The sequence below is a fragment of the Arthrobacter sp. E3 genome (assembly GCF_017353415.1).
In the GTDB taxonomy this organism is placed as follows: domain Bacteria; phylum Actinomycetota; class Actinomycetes; order Actinomycetales; family Micrococcaceae; genus Specibacter.
The window spans coordinates 166,052-189,686 of sequence record NZ_JAFMPX010000002.1 but is presented as its reverse complement, the minus strand read 5'-3'; the positions used below and the strand labels follow the sequence as shown (position 1 = coordinate 189,686).

The window sequence follows — 23,635 nt, the reverse complement described above, 5'->3', positions numbered from 1 at the left end:
CCGCCCATGCCGAGGCGATGGTGAAGTGGTCCATGATCGGGCTGATGGCCAGGCGTCTCTCACCGCCAGCCGGCCGCCTTCCTTGGCAGCCCGGAACGGCAAAATAACCACTTTCCCAACACGTTCTAAGCGCCGCTGACGGCCACCACGCCGGGATTTTCCGGGTGGAACACGAGGCGGCGGTTGGCGATCTTGTCGGTAAAGAACCTGTCGTGGCTGACCACAAGAACGGCGCCGGGGAAATGCAAAAGCGCCCGTTCCATGACCTGGGTACTGGACATGTCCAAGTGGTTGGTGGGCTCATCAAGCACCAGCACGGAAGCTCCGGAGAGCAGGCACTGCGCCATGGCTACGCGGGCGCGCTGGCCACCGGAGAGGTTACCGATGCGCTGCTTCAAGTCGGCTTCGGAGAACTGGAACATTGCCAGAAACCTGTTGACGGATTTCTTCGTCGCTGTCAACGCCAAGCTGTCTGGCATCGCGTTGACAGCGTGCGTGACGGTGTCCTCGGGGTCAAGCTCCTCAAGGACCTGGTTGTAGGACACCAGCCCGCCGCCCTTGGCCCAGGTGACATACCCGGAATCGGCTGCTTCCTCTCCCGTCAAGGCCCGCAGCAACGTTGACTTTCCGGAGCCATTGGAACCGAGCACCACAATCCTGTTGCCACGACGAATCTCAAAGCTGAGGTCACCAAACAGGGTCCGTTCACCATAGGACTTAGTGAGCGACTCCACACGGCACAGTACGTCCTTGACGTGCAGGCCACCATAAATTTCGGTGATGATCTTGTCCACGGGACGCGGCGTACGCGACTTCTTGATTTTCGAGAGCTTGGAATCGAGTCCTCGCGACGCAGCCTTGGCGGCCTCGCGCCGGTCGGAGATCCCCTCCGCTTCAAACGCCAGCAGTTCGGATTCATGCACAAACTGGCTCTCGAGGCTTTTGAGCCGGAACTGCTTGGCCACCACATAGTCGCCGAAGTTGCCCGGGTATTCGTGCAGGTGGAAGTTCTCAACCTCGATGATGCGGGTAACGACGGCGTCGAGGAACTTCCTGTCGTGGGAGACGATAATGGCCGCTCCCATGAAGTTCTTGAACCAGCCTTCGAGCCATTCCACACCGGCTACGTCCAGGTAGTTGGTGGGCTCGTCAAGGAGCAATACGTCGGGGGATTCCAACAGGATCTTGGCCAGTGCGGCACGGTTCCGCCAGCCGCCGGAAAGCTCGTCGATGGCGCACACGCGGTGGGCCTGGTTGAATCCGAGCGTTGTCAGCACTTTGTCGATGGAGCGCTGGTAGTCCCACCCGTCCACCCTGTCCATGTCGGCAAAGAGCTCGGACTGCCGGTGGATCAGTTTGTCCATCTCGGCGTCAGAGGGCCCAGCGGCGAGCGCAGCATCGATCTGGGCGAGTTCAGCTTCAATGTCCACCACGTGCGCAAACACTTCCTCCAACACTTCAAGGATGGTGGAGCTACCGTTGAGTTCAGAAAACTGGGAGAAATAGCCTATCTTCGTGCCCAGTTCCACGCTGACCGTACCCGAGTCCGGTTCCATCTGATCCAAAACAAGTTTCAACAGCGTGGACTTTCCCGAACCGTTGCGGCCAATCAAGCCCACCCGGTCCCCGGCCTCCAGCTTGAAGAACGCTTCGCGGAGCACCTGGACCTTGTCGAAGCGCACGGAAACGTCATTGAGGCGGATCAAGCTCATGGGGGTGTTGTCCTTCTGGTTGTGCAGGAAGCCGTTTGTGCAGGCAGCGGGGCTGGGAACACCCGTTGACCATTTTACCGCGTCGCAGCGGAGCCGTCCGCGATCTGCGGAGCTTGCACGTCTGCCTGCCCACAGTTGGACGTGGTTGATACTGCAGTTCCTGCGGGTGACCGGCCACGCCCTTTACTCATACTGCAGCTCCTGCGGGTCCCCTCGCTGAGCACCCACATCAGCCGCAGTTTGAACGACCGGTGTGACGGTACACCCGCATCAGCTGCCAAATACTTCTGGAATCTCCCAGCTTCCCGTGCCAATGTTGGGTCATGGGAACCATGATTGATTTCAATGTGGCAGGACAGCGGTTTCAGGCCTACCGTTCGGAGCCATCCGGACCGCCGCGGGGCGCGGTGCTGGTCATCCATGAAATTTGGGGTCTGGTACCGCACATCCGGGACGTTGCAGACAGGTTTGCTGCAGCCGGGTATGTGGCGGTGGCGCCTGACCTCATGGGTCTGGCCGGGCTGGATACCGTATTGATGGCTGAACTTGGTGCACAACGAGCGGACCCCGCCGCCCAGTCGGAGATCCAGCCTAAGATCCGCGCCGCCATGGCTCCGCTGAATTCCCCGGACAAAGCGGCACTCATCAGGGCGGGGGTCGCCGCGGTGTTTGAGCAACTGCAGTCCTCGCCCGAGAGTGCCGGACGGACGGCAGTGGTGGGCTACTGTTTTGGCGGCACGTACGCCTTTGCCCTGGCCGTGGAGGAACCTCGCCTTGCAGCTGCCATCCCCTTCTATGGGCATGCCAACTATTCAGTGACCGAACTTTCTGCCATCACGTGCCCGGTCTTGGCGTTCTACGGTGCCGACGACTCCGCCTTGGTGGACGCCCTGCCTGCGCTGGCCACTCACATGAAGGAGGCGGGTGTCGACTTCCGCCACACCGTTTTCGACGGTGCCGGGCACGCCTTTTTCAACGATAGCAACCCGACCATGTACCGCACCCAAGCGGCACAGGCCGCCTGGACTGCAACACTGGATTTCCTCGAGCAGCAGCTCTCTTAGGATCCCGCCAGCTGGCAGCGCTGGGCACCCAAGCCTACGTCACGGCGTCGTGCACTGCAGTTCACACACTGCAACTGACAACCCTGCAGGCGGTACGGTGGTGGGTAGTTATGCGGCCGCCAAAGAGGACGGCCCGATGAGTGGATGGAGATTAGATGAGCGCGCCGATTCGCATTGGAATTGCCGGTTACGGAAACTTGGGGCGCGGTGTGGAGGCTGCCATTGCCAAGAACGCCGACATGACGCTGGTGGGCATTTTCACCCGTCGCAACCCGGCTGATCTGATGCCGCTGAACGCCGGGGCACCCGCGCACTCCATGGACGATCTGGCTGGCCATGCCGACGCCATTGATGTGCTGATCCTGTGCGGCGGCTCCAAGTCTGACCTGCCCGAACAGGGGCCGGCGCTAGCAGCGCTCTTCAACACGGTGGACAGCTTTGACACGCACGCGCGCATCCCGGAGTACTTTGCGGCCGTGGACGCACCCGCACTGGCCCACTCCAAGACAGCCTTGATCTCCGCCGGCTGGGACCCGGGAATGTTCTCCATCAACCGCGTGTACGGCGAGGCTTTGCTTCCCGACGGCGACACCTACACGTTCTGGGGTCGCGGCCTGAGCCAGGGGCATTCGGACGCCATCCGCCGCGTTGACGGCGTGGCCGGAGGCGTGCAATACACAATGCCTTCCGAGGCAGCCATTGACGAAGTTCGCAGCGGTTCGCGCCCCGAGCTGACCACGCGCCAGAAGCACACCCGCGAGTGCTTCGTCGTGCTGGAAGAGGGTGCCTCCGAGGACACCGTGCGCGAGGAGATCGTCTCCATGCCGCACTACTTTGACCAGTACGACACCACGGTGAACTTCATTTCCGCCGAAGAGCTGGCACGCGACCACGCAGCCATGCCCCACGGCGGGTTCGTGATCCGCAGCGGCAACACCACTGATGGGCATGCCCAGGTCATTGAGTACTCGCTGGCGTTGGAGAGCAACCCGGAGTTCACCTCAAGCGTGTTGGTGGCCTATGCCCGCGCGGTGCATCGCATGAGCGCCGCCGGCCAATTTGGTGCCAAGACCGTCTTTGACGTGGCACCCGGCCTGCTGTCGCCGAAGTCCGCTGCGCAGCTGCGGGCAGAGCAGCTCTAACCCCACCCCACGACCGACGCTCCTGCACATATCGGTCATATTTCCCCAACGCTCCTGCACTTGTTTGTAGGAGCGTTGGCATTTAACCCCCAGAAAGTGAATGAGCGGGCGCGTGCACCATTCATTGACACGGTACGACATGCGGCCTAGCGTGTTCTCCGTAACCTGAATCATCTTTCAGCTTTGGGGCTGGCCAGAGTCGGCCCAAACGCGTTTTGCCGGGACGGCGATGATGCGGTGAAGCAGCCCGGACATGCAGGCGAACCCTACCCGCACGTGGAGGTCAAGACCGTGGACACGATCAAGGGCGGCTGCGTTTCCGGCGGGGAAGAAGTTTCCCCCACCGTGGTCAAACAGGTGTTGTGGGTGAATGTCAACGCCAAGGACCCTGCGGAGTCCGGCCGGGGCAGGCTTGACCACTTCGAGGTTTCGGCCACTTTGCTCTTTGCCACGCGGCTTCCATGCACCAGGCTGGCAAAAGTCTCCCACGCCCGGTTGCGACAGGTCCAATCTCAAGCCAACTCTGCGCCGTCGTCCGCTATTCCCAATGCAGCCGAACGGGCCAGTGAATCACCTGGCTGCCACGAAGGGTCCGTCGCGCAACGTCCGGGGCTGCCAGCACCCAGAATTCACGCATTACCGCCGGGCACCCCGCCTTTTACCGCATCCTCCACCAGAGCGGATTTGTTTCCCGAGGCAGTTTTCGAGGAAATGATGGGCCTGATCGAACGTGCACTGGCACCTGCGGCTCAAACAACGGAACCAATCAGTGGAAGAGGCAACGACCATGAATCAGCATGAGAACCAACCGGCTCCCCGGGCCGGGCGCTTGTCAGGACGCAGGGCACTGGTCACCGGCGGAGCCAGCGGCATCGGCGAAGCCTGCGCACGGGCCTTTGCCGCCGCGGGCGCCCATGTCACAGTCGCAGATGTGAACGGCGCGGCCGCTGCAGAACTTGCCGAACAGATCGGCGGCACAGTGTGGGAGGTTGACCTCAGTGATACCGCGGCGCTTGAAACGCTGGCGCTGGATACCGACATTCTTGTCAACAACGCCGGCATTCAACGCATTGCCCCCATCGAGGAATTCGTCCCTGACACCTGGCGGCTGATTCATAGGATCATGCTCGAATCCCCATTCCTGCTCATCCGCGCCGCACTGCCGGGCATGTATGAGCGCGGGTTTGGGCGCATCATCAACGTCTCCTCGGTCCACGGGCTGCGTGCGAGCGCCTTCAAAAGCGCCTACGTTGCGGCCAAACACGGCATGGAGGGCCTCTCGAAGGTCACCGCTTTGGAGGGCGGGCCGCACGGAGTCACCAGCAACTGCATCAACCCGAGCTACGTCCGCACCCCGCTGGTGGAAAAGCAGGTCGCAGAGCAGGCAAGGGTGCACGGCATCGACGAGTCCGAGGTCATTGCCAAAATCATGCTCACCGAAAGCGCCATCAAGCGGCTCGTTGAACCCCACGAGGTGGCCTCCCTTGCCACCTGGTTGGCCACCAACGACGCCGGCATGGTCACCGGTGCTTCCTACACCATGGACGGCGGGTGGAGTGCCCGATGAGCGGGAACCAGCACGACTACCGGACCCGGGACATTCCGGTGCAGGGCGGCACCTTGAGGGTGGGCATCTGGGGTCCCGATGAGCAGCATGCTCCCACCATCCTGGCAGTCCACGGGGTGACGGCTTCGCACCGTGCGTGGAGTGTCCTCGCCACTCAACTTCCCGGTGTGCGCATCATCGCCCCTGATTGGCGCGGGCGCGGGCGCAGCAACCACCTGCCCGGCCCCTACGGCATGCCAGTGCATGCCGATGACCTGGCCGAACTGCTGGAGCAGTGCAGTGCGGGCCCGGTGCTCGTCGTCGGACATTCCATGGGTGCCTTCGCCGCGCTGGTCCTCGCCCATCGGCACCCTGGACGGGTTTCCTCACTGATACTGATCGACGGCGGCCTGCCCCTGCAAGTGGCACCCGGGCTCAGCGATGAACAAATAGTCCAGGCAGTGCTCGGCCCTGCCGCCGAGCGTTTGGAGATGGAGTTCGCCTCCTCAGAGGAGTACCGCAACTACTGGCGGCCACACCCGGCATTCGCCGGACATTGGGCCCCCGGTGTCGAGGACTATCTCGACTATGACCTGCAGGGGGAAGCCCCGCATTTGAAGCCTTCCCCCAGCTACGCGGCACTGGCCGAAGACACTGCCGAACTGCACCGCGGTACGTCACTGCTCACCGCTTTGGCCCAACTCTCTCATGGGGTCCTGTTCCTGCAGGCTACGCGCGGGTTGTTCGATGAGCTCCCCGGCTTGTATCGGGATGACTATGTTGCCCATTGGGCGCAAACGCTGCCCCGCTTCGATGCCCGCCCGGTGCCGGACACCAACCACTACACGATCGTCATGGACTCCGCCGGCGCCGCCGTCGTGGCCGGATTCATCACGGACGTGCTCGCTGCCTCCCCGGCACTCCGGACGCCGCTCTCGTGAAAGGACACCTCTGACATGGACAAGACGTATGCGAATGCGGCTGCCGCGGTGGCTGACATGCCCGACGGCGCATCGCTTGCCATGGGTGGTTTTGGGCTATCCGGCAATCCGATGCAGCTGATCGATGCCGTGCTGGCCCAAGGCGCCACTGCGTTGTCGGTGGTCTCAACAACTGTGGCGTGGACGGGTGGGGGCTCGGCGTGCTGTTGGCGGCAGCACGCATCCGCACGATGACGTCCTCCTATGTGGGGGAAAACAAGGAGTTCGCGCGGCGCTACCTCGGCGGGGAACTTAAACTTGAGCTCACACCGCAGGGCACGCTGGCCGAGAAGTTGCGCACCGGCGGGTCGGGAACGGCCGCGTTTTACACGCGTGCCGGTGTCGGCACCCAGGTTTCCGAGGGCGGACTGCCGCAAATCCACGATGCTGACGGCAACGTTGTCCAGGCTTCAAAGCCGAAAGAAGTCCGGAACTTTGAACTGGGCATGAAGTCGGCGGACTTCGTGCTGGAGGATGCCATCACCACCGATTACTCGCTGGTCCATGCCGCCAAGGGTGACAGGCACGGAAACCTGATCTTCAACAAAGCAGCCCGACAGTTTTCCCCCGTCGCCGCAATGGCAGGACGCATCTGCATCGCCCAGGTGGAGGAACTTGTGGAACCTGGACAGCCAGACCCGGATGCCGTGCACCTGCCAGGGGTGTACGTGCACCGCATCATCGAGGTAGGCCCGGACATTGAAAAACGCATCGAAAAGCTCATAGTCCACCCCGACCCGTCGTCCACAGCTGGCCCCGCCACCACAGCTAAGGATGTTTAGCCATGGCATTGACCCGTGATGAAATGGCGGCCCGCGCCGTCCTCGAACTCGACGACGGCGCTTATGTGAACTTGGGCATTGAGCTTCCCACGCTGGTGCCAAACCACCTCCCTGCCGGGCGCACCGTGGTTCTGCAGTCCGAGAACGGGATCTTGGGGGTGGGACCCTATCCGACAGCGTCCGACGTCGACCCCGATCTGATCAACGCAGGAAAGGAGGCGGTCACGGTATTGCCCGGGGACTCCCTCTTCGATTCAGCCACCAGTTTCGGCATGATTCGGGGTGGAAAGATCCACGCGGCAATCCTTGGCGCCATGCAGGTCTCCGCTGCCGGAGACCTGGCCAACTGGATGATTCCCGGAAAAATGGTCAAGGGCCCTGGCAGCGCCATGGATCTGGTGCACGGAGCGGCACGCGTCATTGTGCTGATGGAGCACGTGGCCAAGGATGGCAGTGCCAAGATTGTTGAAAACTGCTCACTGCCGCTGACCGGGCGGAACGCCGTGGACCGGATCATCACGGATCTGGCCGTGGTGGATGTGAGCGACGACGGGCTGGTGCTTGTTGAAACGGCAACTGGAGTCAGCATCGAGACTATTCGCGCGGCCACCGGGCGCACAGTTCAGCGTGTCTCCCAACTTCGCAGCGGCAGGCACCGCAGCACCCTGAAAGATTAGGCCCGCGTCCTACCGCCAGTCCCCGCTCCCGCCCCCGCCCCTTCAGACGCTCCTGCACCAATGGGGGGTTAATACAGGAGGCTACCGCACAAAGGTGCGGGAGCGTTCGGGTTTGGCGCCCCGAAAGTGCGGGAGCGTTGGGTTAGGCGAGGGAGAGGAAGAGTTTCTCTAGGTCGGCGCGGTCTGCCGTGGAGTCCTCGCTGGCAAGACACAGCTCGAGCCCGGTGGCTATAATGCTGAAGCCCGCCCGGTCGATGGCCTTGGATGCCGCAGCGAGCTGCGTCACCACCACCTTGCAGTCAGTCCCCTCTTCCAGCATGCGGATGACTGCATTGAGCTGTCCCTGTGCCCTCTTCAATCTATTGATGGCCGGTTTCATTTCGTCTGCTTCCAGATGCATGGCTGCCTTTCTCGCATTTGTGGTTCCCCCAACTCTATACCCCCAGGGGTTTATTCGACGTCAACAAACTCAACTTGAATACCCCAGGGGGTATGTGGCACACTTGAGTCAGGCGGCCCACGCACCGTCATCGCCGAAATTCAACGAGGAGAGAATATGTGCCGTGCAGTAAAGTGCCGCAACTGCCAGAAGACCAGCTGGGCCGGGTGTGGACAGCACGTAGACCAAGTCATGGCCAACGTTCCCCGAGCTGATCGTTGCTCCTGCGACCGCAATGCACCGAAAAAGCCTGCAGAATCCACGGGCTGGCTTGCACGTCTCTTTGGGCGCTGAGCACCGGCATTCCACTGCGGCAGGCCCGTCGAGGCCCCAGCTCCTCCCCCTTAACCTCCCCACTTAGCGGTACCAACTCGCACGATGACACCTAGGAGTGACATGCTTCTCGAACGTATTTATGACGAAGATCTAGCCCAGGCCAGCTACTTCATTGGCTGCCAGGCCAAGGGTGAAGCCATTGTGGTGGACCCCCGCCGTGACATCGATGTATACCTCCGCCTTGCCGCTGCCAATGACATGAAAATCGTGGCCGTCACCGAGACCCACATCCACGCCGACTACCTCTCCGGAACCCGCGAACTGGCTGCGGCCACGGATGCCTCCATCTATCTTTCCGGCGAAGGTGGGGACGATTGGCAGTACGCATTCGACGGCGTGCGGCTGTTCGACCAAGACACCATCTCACTCGGAAACATCACTCTTCGCGCAGTGCACACCCCGGGGCACACCCCGGAACACCTGTCCTTCCTCGTCACTGACGGCGCCTTCAGCGACCAACCCGGATTCATGCTCTCGGGTGACTTCATTTTTGCCGGCGACCTTGGCCGCCCTGACTTGTTGGATGAGGCCGCTGGCGGGATCGACACCCGCTTTGCCGGAGCCCACGACATTTTCGTGTCGTTGAAGGAAAAGTTTCTGACCCTGCCCGACTACGTGCAGGTTCATCCTGCCCACGGCTCGGGAAGCGCCTGCGGGAAGGCCTTGGGCTCCATACCTTCCTCCACGGTTGGCTATGAGCGCCTCTTTGCCTGGTGGGCGCCTTACTTGGCAGCAGACGACGAGGCTGGATTCGTTGCTGAACTGCTCGATGGCCAGCCCGACGCACACGCTTATTTTGGCCGCATGAAGCGCCAGAACCGTCAGGGCCCAGCCATTATAGGTGCCCGTGCGGAACTTCCACAATTCCTCGCAGCCCAGGTGGCAGAACGTCTGGCTGCCGATGAAATTACCTTCGTGGACACCCGTCATCACAGTCTGGTCCACGAGGGCACTGTGCAGGGTGCGGTGAACATCCCCACGGGAACCAAGGTGGCAAGTTATGGCGCCTGGGCCATTGACCCCGAAACTGACCATCGCCCCGTAGTGCTCCTGGCCGATGACCAGGAGATGGCGAACGGCCTATGGGACCATCTTGTTCGTGTGGGCATTGACAACGTTTCCGGCTTCACAACCTCGCTTGAAGGGCTGCCACTCTTTGTCCCCCACACCATTTCCCCCGCAGAGTTGGAAGATTTTGACACCAAACTGATCTTGGACGTGCGCAATAAAACCGAGCACGTCGCCGGACACATCCCTGGCTCTGAGCAACTCAGCGCCGGCCGTGTCCTGTGGAACACTGAACAGCTTCCCCATGCCGGCACCATCGTGAGCTACTGCCAGTCCGGTGTGCGAAACTCCGTGGCCGCATCCACCCTGCGCCGTGCCGGGTTCGACGTCGTCGAACTTGACGGCAGCTACTTGGCGTGGAGTAACTGGCGAGAACTCCAGAACGCCTGAACCCACCACAGGAGGCACAGCTATGCATGAATTTCTTGGACCGAACTTGTCAGGAACCTTAGTAAGGACAGAACGGGCATAAGCACGGTGACTTTCTTACTCGCGCTGGACGCATCCACGAAGAAGAACATCCGGACAGTTTTTGCGCAGCTGCCCCTGACCCCAGTCATGATATAGCGGTTGCGCTGTCCAGCACCGCTCAACCCGTGCAAGAAACTATCTCCATATAAAAGTAATAAGATTTTTTAACTACATCTCTCTATTATTCTGCCCCTCAAGCCATTATGGTTGCAGCAAGTGCTGGAACGGGATCACGGGCAGACAAGCCCGTGATCCCGGTTTTGGCACTACTGCAGTGCACTTCGCACCTGCAGCACGAATCTTGGAGGGACAGCCATGACTGACAACCAACCACTTGCCGAAGACTTCCGTTCCGTCCCCGTAAGCGACTGGTCCGATTTGGGCCAGCAGCTCTGGTCCTACCTGACAGGACGCGGGGCAGTGGTGAACTACAACTTCATGGACATGACGGTTGAAGTGCCCCGCGACATTGGTCCGGACGCACCGCGGGCAACCTGGAAATTCAACGGAACTCTGCGGGTGACCACCAGCGACAATGAGAGCCTTCCCGCTGTCGACACCAAGCGCTAGGTGATGGAACATGCGCTTCGACATTGATCTTGAGTTCTCGGCTGAACTTCCGGCCGAGGACGGCAAGGAAGCCGCCTCAGTCAATGGCACCATCAAGGCTGCTGGCCAGGAAATCAACATCCACACCGACACCGCGGCGCTTTTCCGCCTCGGTTCCCGGAGACACATAACTGTCATCAGGAAGTTGGCAAAATCCTTGGCCACTCGAGGAATTGTTGTGAACGTCTCACTCCCCGAAGGGACCATCGTCAGCATGGGAGCTGTAAACGTTTCGCCTCTGCAACGTCTGATGTCAACCTCGCCCCACATCAAACCGGGCAAGTCCAACACCTGGGCCACCGTGATCAAGGCGCAAGCTTCAAGTGGCTTGCAGAGACGCATGCTTCCCCCAAGCACTCCATTTCCGATATCGCCCACGTTTCAGCGGAACTACCGGATGAAGCCCACCACCACCCACTACGCGCGCGGCGGCGGCAGGCCCAGGCTGATTTTCGTTCGGGACAGTGAGACGTGGGATGGACGCCCGCCCAAGGAGTTCAACCTCACCGAGGAAGCGACCGTGATTGGAAGCGGCCCTGAGGCGAATTTCAGGTTGCCGGAATTGTCTGCGGCTCATGGAAGCATCATCCATACGGACGACGACGAGTACGTATTCTTCCCCACGCAGCCTTCTTCCTCCGAAGCCCCAGGAAGGATCCTGCGAACGGGTGCCCGGCTCCTGCTGGGGCCATGGAGAATGGTTTTCTTCCGGGAAGAATATGCGGATCACGGCCGACCCTTTGGTGGACGAACGGCGGGCGAGTTCTCGAAAGTGCAGCGCCCGCAATTTGATCCCCGCACGGGTCAGGTTGAGTACGACTCCATCTCAGGGCTGGGCGACCCCCGCCGGATCGATTACTCCGACCCGGAGTAACCCCGCCCAACTTTGGCACCTGCGACGAGAGTATCTGAGCAGGTGCCAAAGTGCTGCCATCAGTCCGGTACTCCAATGTTCGAGGTGAAATCCATTATTGCAATGGATTATTCACCGCTGCATTGCAGTTGCCTCTGTGAATTGTTCTTGTTCTGTGGTTGGCGCTGTTGCCGAAAATGCGGCCGGCACCCTTGATATGTTTGATGCTGGTGCTGTTGGCGTTTACTTCGCCCGTGGTGGTCCCGGTGAGGGTTTCGATTTCTTTCCACCCCAACAAACTCTCCAGTAGAGCCGTCTTGTCTCTGGCTGCTTGGATTCCTGGACAAGTCCTCCAAGGTGTTTCTTGGCGAGCTCGTCGGCTTCGACGAAAACGGTTGTTCAGCAGGGTTCGCAATTGTCGTTTCACTTCCCAAGACGCCTTGAGCTTCCAGGTGGGATCATCCGTGCGAAGACTTTGGCAAACCGGGCTATGAAGCCGGCGAGGGGCTCGAATCCTCGCGGCGACGTCGAGCAAGGCTTCACAAAAGCCTCCCGCTCTCGACACGTCTCATCACAATAGTCTCCGCGCTTGCGCCACGATTCAGCCCGCTACTGTCTTCTCGTCCATCGACTCTGTGTCCATGCCCCGAGCCGGATCCCTTTGAGCGGCGCCGCCGCCCAATGACAACGTCGCCATCAAGCCGAGCGTGAGGAAGCCTGCTGCAAAGTACGCCGAATACTTGGTCCCATCAGAAAACGCCACACGTGCGGCTTCTGCAAAGGACGCAGTTTCAGGATTTTTGTCCAAGGCGCCAATGGCCGCTCCAGAACTTTCCACCACGGCTGCAACGATCTTTGACCTGGCGGCTTCGGGTACGCTTTGTTGTTCCAAGGCATTCCCCAGTTGCACAGTGGCTGTGGTGAACAAGACGGTTCCGAGAATCGCAATCCCCAGTGCCGAGCCAACTTGCCGCGCAGTGCTTTGCGTCCCGGAGGCCTGCCCGCTTTTGAGTTGAGGAACGTCCTTGAGCACCACTCCCGTCAGCTGGGCGGTGGCAAGTCCCACACCGAGTCCGTAAATGAACAGGAAGGGGACAAGAGCACCCCACGGAGTGTCGGAACTGATGACCAAGCCCAGGCACGCCACACCCACGATCTCCAAGACTATGCCAAGTCGGACAATCGCCACCGGTTCGATCTTGTTGCCAAAAGCACCCGCCAATCCGCTCGCTGCGAATGACCCGACAGCCAGGGGGAGCAGCAACAATCCGGTTTGCAGCGCTGAAAATCCCAACACATTCTGAAGCCAAATAGGCAGTGACAGGATGATTCCGAACTCACCCAAACTCACAATCATTGCGGCGACGTTGCCGTTACGGAAGGACGGGATGGAAAACAGACTGAAGTCCAACATAGTGCTGGCCCCCCGACGGGCACGCGCGCGGCCCAAATAAACAAAGAGCACCACCGAGAGCACGCTCACGAGAAAAGCCACCGGCACCGGCGAAAGTGTAAATGGCCAGATCCACGGGCCCAGCTTGAAGGGGTTGTGCACCAGCCACCACCCGTAGTTCCGTCCTTCGATCAGGCCAAAGACCAGTGAGGCACTGGCCAGCACGGAGAGCAGTGCGCCGCTGAAGTCGATGCGCTTGGTGGAGGCCGTGTCGCGGGATTCATCCACGGCCAACAGTGTCCCCACTACAACGAGCACACCCAGTGGAATGTTGATGCCAAAAGCCCACCGCCATGAATACGAGGTAGTCAGCCAACCACCCAGCAAGGGACCAATGGCCGACATTCCGCCAATTGTGGAGCCCCAGACAGCAAAGGCCAACGCCCGTTCCTTGCCGCGGAACGTAGCGTTGATGATCGAGAGTGTGGAGGGAAGGACCATGGCACCGCCAATTCCCTGCAGTATCCGGGAACCGATGAGCAGGTTCCCGCTTTGACTTATCGCGGCAAGGATCGAAGCGGCGGCGAAGACGCAGACCCCAACTACCAGAAGCCGGCGGCGACCGAATCTGTCCGCCAGCACTCCAAAGACCAGCAGCAGAGCCGCAAAGACGAGCGTGTATGACTCCTGGATCCACTGAACCTGGGTGGAAGTCGCTCCCAGGTCGTCCACAATCGAGGGAATGGCAACGTTGACAATCGTTGAGTCAACAATGATCAAGGACACCGCAAGGCTTATAAAGACCAACCCGAGCCATCTTCTTTTTGAGCCTGTTTGCATCGCAACGCCCCGTTCAACATCTGTGATTATAAATTTACTTAGATAATCGTATTACTAATTGATCGAATGATCAATGGTTTTTCCAACGGACTTCGACGTCGTTGAGGTCGACTGCAGCTGCCCCACAAGCAATGAGGAGCGACTGTCACAGAACGCATAAATGCGTTACAAACGGCACAAGCCATGACTGCGCCCTATCGTTGTGGCATGGCTTCTTCCACAAGCTCGACAGCGCTGCTTCCGCTGGTCACCACCCAAGCCATCGGTGCATTGGTTGGCCCTTTCTCCTTCGACCGCGGCCGCGCGTACTCACGCAGCCACCACGTGCAGACGATGGACTGGGATGCCGATGGGCTGACCTTGACGGGCTTTGTGGCCGGGAGCCAGCAGGCCGCTTATGGCACAGCCGCCATCTTCCGCCAGAGCAGGCACGGGATCCGGCTGGACTACGGAATTTGCACCTGCCCGGTGCAGGGCAACTGCAAGCATGTTGCCGCGCTGTTGTTGACGGCGAATGCGATGCGTGTCGAAGCCCGCGCAGCGGATAGGCAAGTGCCTGAAAAGTGGGAACAGCAATTGGCGGCGATCCTGCCAGCGGTGCCAGATACGGCCGCCCAGCTCGGCCACGCCTACCCAGGCGCCCCCATTCCGGCAGGCGCAGCACTGATGCCCATGGCGCTTCAGTTTGAACTTTTCTCCGAACCTGCGGACCCTTATTTTCGGCACCGTGCAGCAGCACTCCACGTCGATACAGAGTCGGATCCGGCGCACGTTGAATTGCGTATCCGGCTGGTCTCGTTGAACAGTTCCGGTAAATGGGTGCGCGGCAACCTGACCTGGGACAAACTTGACGACGACCATCACAGCTTGGGGCTGAACCCCACGCACTGGAACTGGATGGTCGTCTTTCATGCGCTGGCAACGGCTGGGCGCCCGTCTTATGCGACCACCGGACGCTGGATCAATGCGGAGAAGATTGATTCCGCGCTGCTGTGGCAATTGCTGGAGCAAGCACGCCAAGTGGGCATACAGTTTGTTGGCTTCAGGAAAGCCACAACCGTCACCGTCCACCAGGGGGCCACTGTTGGCCTTGACATGCTGGCCCAGACAGACGGCGGACTCCATCTTCGACCCAGGGCAGAGGCCGACGGCGTTACCCTGGACCCTGCCACCATCGGCATGGTGGGCGCACCGTCGCATGGACTTTTCTGGTGGGACGGAGGCAAAGCCAACGAACCCTCCCTGCAGAAAACGCTGGCCCCGAGCAACATTTCGCTGGCACCTGTTGCCCACGTTGTCAGCAACGTGGTGCGCGCCTTGGTTGACGGCCGCTCCCCTGTGAAGATTCCGGCATCCGGTCGGGAACGATTCATGAGCAGCTATTACCCGCTGCTGCGCCAGGGCTTGGGTTCCACAGCAGAACTGATCTCCAGCGACGGCTCGGCTACTTTGCCAGAACTCAAGGAGCCGACGCTGGTAGTGACGGCGGCCCACGCCCCAACTCCAACGCAAGGCGGCCCCTCGCTGGAGTTGCAGTGGCATTGGGAGTACACCCTGGACGGCATGGTTGCCCGGCGCCCCATGGTGGCAGATCCCAGCGATTACCGTGACACCTCCTTTGAAACACGGTTGCTGGCTCTTGTTTCCGCAGCATTGGCGCAGTTCCCCGCACCGGTACAAGAACCATTCCCGCACACGCCGAGCCAGTATCCGGGGAGCAACGAACCGGTCCGCTTGAAGGAGGTGGCAGCGGCGCGTTTCAGTACCGAGGCATTGCCGGCACTAGCCAGTCTTGACCATGTCAGGGTGGACACCAGCGGAATCACACCGGACTACACTGAGCTGACCCAGACCCCGCAGATTGGCATCAGCACCACCGAAACCAACGACCGTGACTGGTTTGATCTGGGCGTTACCGTCAAAATTGGCGGCACCGACGTGCCGTTTAGCCACTTGTTCCGCGCGCTGGCCGACAGCGAAGAGCACCTGATGCTGTCCAACGGCCACTACTTCACCCTTGCCCACCCCGAGTTTCGGCAGCTGCGCACCCTCATCGAAGAGGCCCGCTCCCTGCATGAACCAGGTGAAAAGCTGAAGATCAGCCGCTACCAGGCCGGGCTGTGGGACGAACTGGCCGAGCTGGCCACCACATCTGTACAAGCGCAGTCGTGGCGGACCCAGGTATCGGGGCTGCTGGAGATATCCGGAGTGGAGCCCGTTCCCGTCCCCGCTACCTTGCAGGTATCGCTTCGCCCGTATCAGCACGAGGGGTTCAACTGGCTGGTGTTCCTTCAGGAGAACGGGCTCGGCGGCGTGCTTGCCGACGACATGGGCTTGGGAAAAACCTTGCAAACCTTGGCGCTTATTTGCCACACCCAGGCAAAGGCTGCCGCAGGGACGAAAGCCGCTCCGTTCCTCGTGGTGGCCCCCACCTCAGTGGTGCCGAACTGGGCAGCCGAGGCCCGACGGTTTGCCCCGGGCCTGCGGACCACTGCCGTAACGGACACCCTGTCCCGCAGCGGCATGGATGCGGCAGCGCTGGTGGCCGGGGCCGACGTCGTGGTGGTTTCCTACACGCTGTTCCGGCTCGACAACGAGGCGTACGCGGGGCAAAAGTGGGCAGGGTTGATCCTTGACGAGGCCCAGTTTGTCAAGAACCCTTCCACGCAGGCCAGCCGCAATGCGCGTATGTTCCCGGCACCGTTCAAGGTGGCCATCACCGGCACCCCCATGGAAAACAACCTGATGGAGTTGTGGTCACTGTTCGCCATCACGGCTCCGGGGCTGTTCCCTTCGGCAAAAACCTTCGCCGACTACTACAGCAAACCAGTGGAGAAGGAGGGGGATGCGGACAAGCTGAAGCAACTTCGACGCCGGATCCGCCCCTTGATCATGCGGCGCACCAAAGATGCCGTCGCCAAGGACCTCCCACCCAAGCAGGAGCAGATCTTGGAGCTGGAACTGGCGCCGCAGCACCGGCGAATCTACCAGCGCCACTTGCAGCGTGAACGCCAAAAGGTGCTCGGCATGCTCGCGGACATGGACAAGAACAGGTTTGCGATCTTCAAGTCGCTGACCACGCTGCGCATGCTCAGCCTTGATGCCTCACTGGTGGATGCGAAATATGCCAGCTCCCCTTCGAGCAAGCTTGACGTGCTCTTTGATCACTTGCAGGACGTGGTGGCGGAGGGGCATCGGGCGCTGATCTTCAGCCAGTTCACCAGCTTCCTGGGCAAGGCCGCCGAACGGCTGGATGCGGCCGGCATCGAGTACGCCTATCTTGACGGCAAGACCCGCAAGCGTGGCGACGTCATCGAGAAATTCAAATCCGGCACCGCACCGGTGTTCCTCATCAGCCTCAAGGCCGGCGGGTTCGGCTTGAACCTGACGGAGGCGGACTATTGTTTCCTGCTGGACCCGTGGTGGAACCCTGCCACGGAGAACCAGGCGGTGGACCGCACCCACAGAATCGGGCAGAAAAAGAACGTGATGGTTTACCGTCTGGTCGCCAAGGACACCATTGAGGAAAAAGTGATGGCGTTGAAGGAGAAGAAGGCGAAGCTGTTCTCCGCCGTGATGGACGACGACGCCATGTTCTCCTCCACGCTCTCCGCCGACGACGTGCGCAGCCTGTTCGAGGCTTGATCCGTACCGTGCCCAGGGCCCCATCCCGACCTGTGCACCGCGTGTTCACCAGTTATGCTGCGCGGATCGCGGTTCCGGCGCGTTCGCCCAGTGAGAAGAAACGCCCATGCCACCGGCCAGTCCCCTAGTGTGGGGGGAATGGAGAGTATTGAATCGATGTTGCCCGTCCCGCCGTCCGCCGAGGACTTGTTGGACGGGTTCGTCAGGGTTCGTGGGGCGCAGGAAAACAACCTCAAGAACGTCGACGTCGATGTGCCCCGTGACGCGATCGTCGCCTTCACCGGCATTTCCGGCAGCGGCAAGTCCTCCTTGGCCTTCGGTACGATCTTTGCCGAGGCCCAGCGCCGGTACTTCGAATCCGTTGCCCCGTACGCCCGCCGGTTGATCCAGCAGGGCGGCAACCCCCACGTGGAATCCATCACCGGACTGCCCCCTGCCGTTGCGCTGCAGCAACGCCGCGGCACACCCAGCACACGGTCTTCAGTGGGCACCGTGACCACGCTGTCCAACTCTGTGCGCATGCTCTTCTCCCGTGCCGGTGACTACCCGGACGGCTCCAGCATCCTGTATTCCGATTCCTTCTCCCCCAACACCGTTACCGGTGCGTGCCCCGTTTGCCATGGTTTAGGCACCGCGCACACTGTCAGCGAGGAGTCCCTCGTGCCGAACCCGGAGCTGAGCATCAGCGAAGGGGCAGTCGCCGCATGGCCGGGCGCCTGGCAGGGCAAAAACCTCCGCGACATACTCGTCAAACTGGGATACGACGTCGAGATTCCCTGGAAGAAGCTGCCGCAACAGCAGCGCGACTGGATCTTGTTCACCGAAGAACAGCCTGTGGTGACCGTCACGCCGCTGCGGGACAGGATCGAAAAACCTTACAAGGGCAGGTTCTGGAGTGCCCGAAGCCACGTCTTGCACACCCTGGCGGATTCCAAGAGCGCGCCCATGCGCGAGCGGGCCCTGGCCTTCATGCACTCCGGGCCCTGTACTGAATGCGGTGGCAGCGGTCTCAAGCCGGACGCTTTGGCAGTGCGCGTCGCCGGGCGCAATATCGCGGAGATGAATGCCCTGCCGTTGAAGGAATTCAAGGATGCGCTGGGCCCGCTCACCAACACCCCTGCTGGGTCCGATGGATCGCGGGAGGCAGTGGGGGCGGCCATCGCCAAGGACCTGCTGCAGCGTGTGGGGGTGCTTTTGGACTTGGGGTTGGGCTATCTGAGCCTGGGCCGCGCCACCCCGACGCTCTCCCCCGGCGAGATGCAGCGGCTGCGGATCGCCACACAGCTGCGCTCCGGACTTTTCGGCGTTATCTATGTCTTGGATGAGCCCTCAGCTGGCCTGCACCCGGCGGACACCGAGCCGCTGTTGGAGGTTCTGGCCCAGCTGCGCGCCGGCGGCAACACCGTCTTCGTCGTTGAGCACAACATGGATCTGGTGCGCCGCGCCGACTGGATTGTCGACGTCGGACCCCGGGCAGGGGTCGACGGCGGGTGGATCCTGTACAGCGGCCCGGTGCCAGGTTTGGCTGATGTCAAAGAGTCCCTCACCCGCCCCTTCCTGCTCGACGGCGACTCCCCGGCGTCGCCGCTGGAGGCGTTGGATGGCGGTACGGCAGGCGGCGGAAGGCCGCCCAAGCAAGGCAGACGTCAGGAACTTGGCCGCCTTCACATTCGCCAGGCCTCGTTGCACAACCTGCAGAACCTGGAGGTTTCAGTGCCGGTGGGGGTCCTGAGCGCAGTGACAGGGGTGTCCGGTTCGGGCAAGTCCTCGCTGCTGAAGGTCCTCTCCGCAGCCTTTGAGTCACGCGACGGGGTGGAGAACGGCGAGAAGTTAAAGGCTACGGACACGGCGGTGGCTGCCGTCAGCGGACTGGAAGCTGTGGATCGGCTCGTGGAGGTAGACCAGCGCCCCATCGGCCGCACGCCTCGCTCCAACTTGGCCACCTACACCGGATTATTCGACGCCGTCCGCCGCGAGTTCGCGGCTACGGACGAAGCCAAGAAGCACGGTTTCAGCCCCAGCCGGTTCTCCTTCAACATCGCTGGTGGGCGGTGCGAGAACTGCCTTGGGGAAGGATCGGTGTCCGTGGAGCTTTTGTTTCTCCCCGGCAGTTATGGCCCTTGCCCGGTTTGCCATGGCGCACGCTTCAACGAAGAAACCCTTGAAGTGAAGTATCGCGGGAAAAATATCGCAGACGTTCTTTCACTGACGGTGGATACTGCAGCAGTGTTCCTAGCGGACATTCCGGCGGCCGCCCGCAGCTTGGCTGCGCTTCGAGAGGTGGGGTTGGGCTATCTGCGGCTGGGCCAGCCGGCAACCGAACTCTCCGGAGGTGAAGCCCAGCGCATCAAGCTGGCCACAGAACTCCAACGCGCCCGCAAGGGGCACACCCTCTACCTTCTGGATGAGCCCACCACGGGTCTGCACCCGGCGGACGTCCGCCTGTTACTACACCAGCTCAACCGTCTGGTGGACGCCGGCAACACCGTGGTGGTTGTGGAACATGACATGGATGTAGTCGCCTCAGCTGATTGGGTGGTGGACCTCGGTCCTTCCGGCGGGGCCGACGGCGGACGTCTCATGGCCGCAGGCACCCCGGAACAGGTGGCCGCCGTGGAAGGAAGCCGCACCGCTCCGTATCTGGCCGTGTCCACCGCTAAGCGCTAAGTCCGCTCAAAATCACTCACAGAAGTTGATAAATAGTTAAATTATTCGCAATATTCGCGCATATTGTTGCATAAGTCACTCAAGTATCGGCATGCTTGAGGTTGCTGCCCCACCTCTCCAATCGGAGATTCAGTGAATTGTTGGGTCGTTCCACTTGCACTTTTGGCACGCGGACATCAATCGCTCCGGGACAAAGCAGTCAGAGAGATGGAGCGCGCATGCACACCCCACCCCAAGTTCGTTCGTCGGGCAGGCCCCGGCTTTGGAAATCGTCCCTGGTGTTGTCGCTTGCTGCAGCGGTCGGCATGGTCGGTGCGCCGTGGGCTGCCGTGCAACCGGCAACTGCTGCTCCCGTCGATTTCCCGGACACGGTTCCCATGGTGCAGAGCTGGGCCCCGGCCACCGGGGACGGCTGGCGCGTTTCAGGCACCACAAGCATCTCGGTCACCGAAGCAACAAGGGCCGCCGGTGAACTGCTCGCCGAAGGCCTTTTGGCCGACTACGGCTTTGCTGCGAAAATTACCCTGGACCCGGCCCGGCCTGGCGACATCACCCTGGCCTTGTCAGCGGCGCCGGAAGTCGCCGCCGCTGAAGGCTACTCGCTGTTGATCACCGACCGTGTCGAGATCGCTGCCAGTGGGGCATCCGGACTGCGGCACGGAACAACGACTCTCCTGCAGTCCCTACGCACCACCCCCACCCCACTTTCTCTTCCTTCAGGCACCGTCATTGACGCACCGCGCATGGGCGACCGCGGCCAGATGCTTGACGTTGGCCGCCGCTACTTTCCCGTTGCCTACATCCAGCAACAGATCGACCAGATGGCATGGCTGAAGATGAACACCCTTCATCTGCACCTCTCGGACTGGAACGGCTACCGCATCGAGAGCGCCTCACATCCGGAGATTGTCTCCCCGGAGAGCTACACCGTGGCGGAACTGAAGGGACTCGATGCCTATGCGGCGGCGCGCGGCATCACCATCGTTCCCGAAATCGATGTCCCTGTCCATGCAACGGAAATCTCCCGAGCACGTCCCGACCTGGCCTTGACCTGCCCGTCCATGTCCTAGCCGAACAACAATTGGGAAGGCACCAACATTGACGGCTGGACCCTTGACTACACAAAGCCGGAAACGCGGGCCCTGGTCAAGGACCTGATTGCAGAACTCGCCGAGACCTTCTCCGGACCTTACATCCACATCGGTGGCGACGAAGTTCCCACGCAGGGTGCACAAAACAAATGCCCGTCACTGGTTGCCGCGCAGGCCGCCAAGGGATTCAACTACGTCGGTGACCTCCTCGTTGATTTCACCAACGAGATGAATGCGGCTGTCAGGTCGCACGGCAAGACCACGCAAATCTGGCAGTGGTGGGATTGGGACAGCCCAGTCACCACCGGTCCCGACAAGAACATCATCGTCAATGAATGGCTCTCTGATCCCCTCGCCCGGGCAAACTCTGGCTACAAGACGATCGGCACCCAGGATGGGCCGCTGTATGTGAGCGCTGGATTCGGCTCCACACCGGGATCGTATGCATTCTTCAATGTGAACACCACCTACTCGAACTACGCCTTCGCATCACACGAAAACGTGCTCGGCTACCGTGTGAGCCGCTGGTCGGACAAGTCCTATGGCCTTTCCAACGATTTCTATGACTACCTGAGCCGGCGCCCCTTGGCCGTTGTCGCAGAGCGCACCTGGTCTGACACGAAGACCACAGCGGCGACGTTCCTTGACCGTTACGAGCAGATTGGTGATGCCCCAACAGGCCGCACCAGCCTAGGCACCGAATTGGGTGGGAACATCGGCGCTGCCGGGCCTGCTGTATCCAAGCTTGGCTGGACCACCACGGCGACCAGCCAGGAAACTGCAGGCGAAAACGGTTCCGCGGCAAATGCCACTGACAACAATCCCTACACCATGTGGCATTCGAAATACTCAAGCCCATCAAGCACGTTACCGCAGAGCCTCACAGTGGATCTTGGCAATGTCCAGCGACTCTCGGGCACGAAGTACCTTCCGCGCCAGGACGGGGGGCGCGGGGGCCGCATCAAGGACTACGAAGTCTCGGTCTCCAAGGACGGCACCACGTGGACACCTGCAGTAGAGGGCACCTTTGATTGGTACCCGACCTACGACAAGAGCCCTGGTGACAAGAACTGGCCGATGGAGTGGAGTGAGGAAATCATGCCATTCACAGCCGATGTGGACGCACGGTTCGTCAGGCTCACCGCGCTTAGCTCCTACGTGGAGTCGTACGCATCAGTAGCCGAATTCAACGTCATCAAGGCACAGGCGACGCTTACTGCACCCACACCTTTGAACGTGGTTCTTGCCGATGACGCCGACGCCAGCAAAATCCTCCCGGGTCAGGCCGTGACGGTTCGCGTTCTGGATGTACAGCCCGGTTCCTCCGCCACACTGAAACTGGGCTCAGCCGAGCTGGGATCAGCCGTTGCAAACTCAGACGGAGTCGTGACTTTCGCCGTCACGATACCCGCCGACGCGAAGCCGGGCAAAGCCACGTTGACGGTCACAGGCACGGACAAGAACGGGATGGAGACATCAGGTTCGCTTCCGGTGACCCTCATCGACGCCACGACAGCGCCGGACACAACAGCCCCGACAACCACAGCCACCATTGACAAGACGCCCAATGCTGCTGGTGTGTACACAAGTGCTCCATCAGTCACCCTGTCTGCAACCGACGACTTCGGCATCCAGTCGACGCAGTACATGCTGAACAGCGGCGTCTGGAAGGACTACAAGGCGCCGGTGGCCATCCCGGAGGGCGCTACGACCTTCAGCTACCGCTCCACCGACACCTCCGGCAACGTTGAAGCCACCAAGTCGCTGGCCGAATTCAAGGTTCACACTGCTCAGAAAGCACCCGAGTTGAGCCTGCTCATCGATGGCAGCATACCTGGGACCGTTAAGGCCGGGAAGAGTTATGAAGTTACGGTCGGGGAACTGCTGCCGGGCAGTGCAGCCGAGCTTTGGCTGCACTGCGAGCCGGTGCTGCTGACCAACCTCGAAACAACAGCCAGCGGAACCGCAACCACAACCATCACCATTCCGGCGGGGACAAAGGTCCGGGCCCACAACCTTGTTCTCCGTGGGCTCAACGCTGCTGGCATCAAGACGGAAGCATCCTTTGCCCTCACGGTGACCGCCGGCGCCAAGTCCGATGGCGGGCCCACGGCGGATGGCTCAGTGTCTGACGGCTCGACACCCAGCAGCTCGTCACCCAGCAAGTCAACCACTCCGGAAACCGGGAGATCGGCTGATCTGGCACACACCGGTGCCATGATCGTGCCTTGGCTGGCAGGAGGCATCATGGTTCTCTTGCTTGGCACTGCACTCCTGGTCCGCCGTCGTCCGGCAGGCCACGGGAAGTTGTAGCGGAAGG

The 23,635-nt window shown here is 61.1% G+C and carries 16 protein-coding genes and 2 pseudogenes; 14 read left to right on the top strand and 4 right to left on the bottom strand.

Going from position 1 to position 23,635, the window contains the following annotated elements:
• Positions 1 to 125: 125 nt before the first annotated feature.
• Complete coding sequence (locus JMA46_RS02085; RefSeq protein ID WP_207343627.1) at positions 126 to 1,712, bottom strand: ABC-F family ATP-binding cassette domain-containing protein; 1,587 nt, start codon at positions 1,710 to 1,712, stop codon at positions 126 to 128.
• A gap of 323 nt (positions 1,713 to 2,035) precedes the next feature.
• Here JMA46_RS02085 and JMA46_RS02080 point away from each other — a divergent pair, with 323 nt between their 5' ends.
• From JMA46_RS02080 to JMA46_RS02050, 7 genes and pseudogenes are all read left to right on the top strand, one after another.
• Positions 2,036 to 2,776: a dienelactone hydrolase family protein gene (locus JMA46_RS02080; protein WP_207343626.1), complete on the top strand. Its 741-nt coding sequence runs from the start codon at positions 2,036 to 2,038 to the stop codon at positions 2,774 to 2,776.
• A 155-nt stretch (positions 2,777 to 2,931) separates the two neighbouring features.
• Positions 2,932 to 3,918, top strand: coding sequence for a diaminopimelate dehydrogenase (locus JMA46_RS02075; RefSeq protein ID WP_207343625.1), 987 nt, complete (start codon positions 2,932 to 2,934; stop codon positions 3,916 to 3,918).
• Between the two features lie 237 nt (positions 3,919 to 4,155).
• Complete coding sequence (locus JMA46_RS02070; RefSeq protein ID WP_207343624.1) at positions 4,156 to 4,719, top strand: hypothetical protein; 564 nt, start codon at positions 4,156 to 4,158, stop codon at positions 4,717 to 4,719.
• On the top strand, positions 4,706 to 5,485 hold the full coding sequence (locus JMA46_RS02065; protein WP_207343623.1) for a 3-hydroxybutyrate dehydrogenase: 780 nt from the start codon (positions 4,706 to 4,708) through the stop codon (positions 5,483 to 5,485). Before JMA46_RS02070 ends, JMA46_RS02065 begins: the two co-directional genes overlap by 14 nt.
• Positions 5,482 to 6,405: an alpha/beta hydrolase gene (locus JMA46_RS02060; RefSeq protein WP_207343622.1), complete on the top strand. Its 924-nt coding sequence runs from the start codon at positions 5,482 to 5,484 to the stop codon at positions 6,403 to 6,405. Before JMA46_RS02065 ends, JMA46_RS02060 begins: the two co-directional genes overlap by 4 nt.
• A 15-nt stretch (positions 6,406 to 6,420) precedes the next feature.
• Positions 6,421 to 7,226: pseudogene (locus JMA46_RS02055) on the top strand (CoA transferase subunit A).
• Positions 7,227 to 7,228: 2 nt separating this feature from the next.
• Complete coding sequence (locus tag JMA46_RS02050; RefSeq protein ID WP_207343621.1) at positions 7,229 to 7,903, top strand: 3-oxoacid CoA-transferase subunit B; 675 nt, start codon at positions 7,229 to 7,231, stop codon at positions 7,901 to 7,903.
• Positions 7,904 to 8,045: 142 nt separating this feature from the next.
• On the opposite strand, the gene JMA46_RS02045 is transcribed toward JMA46_RS02050, so the two are convergent.
• Positions 8,046 to 8,303: a metal-sensitive transcriptional regulator gene (locus tag JMA46_RS02045; protein WP_207343620.1), complete on the bottom strand. Its 258-nt coding sequence runs from the start codon at positions 8,301 to 8,303 to the stop codon at positions 8,046 to 8,048.
• Between the two features lie 435 nt (positions 8,304 to 8,738).
• Here JMA46_RS02045 and JMA46_RS02040 point away from each other — a divergent pair, with 435 nt between their 5' ends.
• The 3 genes from JMA46_RS02040 to JMA46_RS02030 all read left to right on the top strand — a co-directional run bounded on the left by JMA46_RS02040 (position 8,739) and on the right by JMA46_RS02030 (position 11,700).
• Positions 8,739 to 10,136: an MBL fold metallo-hydrolase gene (locus JMA46_RS02040; protein ID WP_207343619.1), complete on the top strand. Its 1,398-nt coding sequence runs from the start codon at positions 8,739 to 8,741 to the stop codon at positions 10,134 to 10,136.
• 396 nt (positions 10,137 to 10,532) lie between these two features.
• Complete coding sequence (locus JMA46_RS02035) at positions 10,533 to 10,787, top strand: hypothetical protein (protein ID WP_207343618.1); 255 nt, start codon at positions 10,533 to 10,535, stop codon at positions 10,785 to 10,787.
• A 10-nt stretch (positions 10,788 to 10,797) separates the two neighbouring features.
• Positions 10,798 to 11,700, top strand: coding sequence for an FHA domain-containing protein (locus tag JMA46_RS02030; protein ID WP_207343617.1), 903 nt, complete (start codon positions 10,798 to 10,800; stop codon positions 11,698 to 11,700).
• A 94-nt stretch (positions 11,701 to 11,794) separates the two neighbouring features.
• On the opposite strand, the gene JMA46_RS02025 is transcribed toward JMA46_RS02030, so the two are convergent.
• Both JMA46_RS02025 and JMA46_RS02020 read right to left on the bottom strand, forming a co-directional pair.
• Positions 11,795 to 12,106 carry a hypothetical protein gene (locus JMA46_RS02025; protein ID WP_207343616.1) on the bottom strand — a complete coding sequence of 104 codons (312 nt, stop codon included), beginning with the start codon at positions 12,104 to 12,106 and terminating at the stop codon, positions 11,795 to 11,797.
• Between the two features lie 174 nt (positions 12,107 to 12,280).
• A complete protein-coding gene (locus JMA46_RS02020) occupies positions 12,281 to 13,912 on the bottom strand; it encodes a DHA2 family efflux MFS transporter permease subunit (RefSeq protein WP_207343615.1) in 1,632 nt (543 codons plus the stop codon).
• A 207-nt stretch (positions 13,913 to 14,119) separates the two neighbouring features.
• Here JMA46_RS02020 and JMA46_RS02015 point away from each other — a divergent pair, with 207 nt between their 5' ends.
• From JMA46_RS02015 to JMA46_RS02000, 4 genes and pseudogenes are all read left to right on the top strand, one after another.
• Positions 14,120 to 17,557 carry a DEAD/DEAH box helicase gene (locus JMA46_RS02015; RefSeq protein WP_207343614.1) on the top strand — a complete coding sequence of 1,146 codons (3,438 nt, stop codon included), beginning with the start codon at positions 14,120 to 14,122 and terminating at the stop codon, positions 17,555 to 17,557.
• 138 nt (positions 17,558 to 17,695) lie between these two features.
• Positions 17,696 to 20,224 carry an excinuclease ABC subunit UvrA gene (locus JMA46_RS02010; RefSeq protein WP_207343613.1) on the top strand — a complete coding sequence of 843 codons (2,529 nt, stop codon included), beginning with the start codon at positions 17,696 to 17,698 and terminating at the stop codon, positions 20,222 to 20,224.
• A 218-nt stretch (positions 20,225 to 20,442) separates the two neighbouring features.
• Positions 20,443 to 21,921 (top strand): annotated as a pseudogene (locus JMA46_RS17055) (family 20 glycosylhydrolase); the annotation flags it as partial.
• On the top strand, positions 21,901 to 23,628 hold the full coding sequence (locus tag JMA46_RS02000) for a discoidin domain-containing protein (RefSeq protein WP_247646971.1): 1,728 nt from the start codon (positions 21,901 to 21,903) through the stop codon (positions 23,626 to 23,628). The pseudogene JMA46_RS17055 and the gene JMA46_RS02000, both read left to right, overlap by 21 nt.
• The last annotated feature ends 7 nt before the right edge of the window (positions 23,629 to 23,635 follow it).

Coding starts and splice junctions, on each gene's coding strand:
- JMA46_RS02085 (WP_207343627.1), bottom strand. CDS start 1,712: ATGAGCTTGATCCGCCTCAATGACGTTTCCGTGCGCTTCGACAAGGTC.
- JMA46_RS02080 (WP_207343626.1), top strand. CDS start 2,036: ATGGGAACCATGATTGATTTCAATGTGGCAGGACAGCGGTTTCAGGCC.
- JMA46_RS02075 (WP_207343625.1), top strand. CDS start 2,932: ATGAGCGCGCCGATTCGCATTGGAATTGCCGGTTACGGAAACTTGGGG.
- JMA46_RS02065 (WP_207343623.1), top strand. CDS start 4,706: ATGAATCAGCATGAGAACCAACCGGCTCCCCGGGCCGGGCGCTTGTCA.
- JMA46_RS02060 (WP_207343622.1), top strand. CDS start 5,482: ATGAGCGGGAACCAGCACGACTACCGGACCCGGGACATTCCGGTGCAG.
- JMA46_RS02050 (WP_207343621.1), top strand. CDS start 7,229: ATGGCATTGACCCGTGATGAAATGGCGGCCCGCGCCGTCCTCGAACTC.
- JMA46_RS02045 (WP_207343620.1), bottom strand. CDS start 8,303: ATGCATCTGGAAGCAGACGAAATGAAACCGGCCATCAATAGATTGAAG.
- JMA46_RS02040 (WP_207343619.1), top strand. CDS start 8,739: ATGCTTCTCGAACGTATTTATGACGAAGATCTAGCCCAGGCCAGCTAC.
- JMA46_RS02035 (WP_207343618.1), top strand. CDS start 10,533: ATGACTGACAACCAACCACTTGCCGAAGACTTCCGTTCCGTCCCCGTA.
- JMA46_RS02030 (WP_207343617.1), top strand. CDS start 10,798: ATGCGCTTCGACATTGATCTTGAGTTCTCGGCTGAACTTCCGGCCGAG.
- JMA46_RS02020 (WP_207343615.1), bottom strand. CDS start 13,912: ATGCAAACAGGCTCAAAAAGAAGATGGCTCGGGTTGGTCTTTATAAGC.
- JMA46_RS02015 (WP_207343614.1), top strand. CDS start 14,120: ATGGCTTCTTCCACAAGCTCGACAGCGCTGCTTCCGCTGGTCACCACC.
- JMA46_RS02010 (WP_207343613.1), top strand. CDS start 17,696: ATGGAGAGTATTGAATCGATGTTGCCCGTCCCGCCGTCCGCCGAGGAC.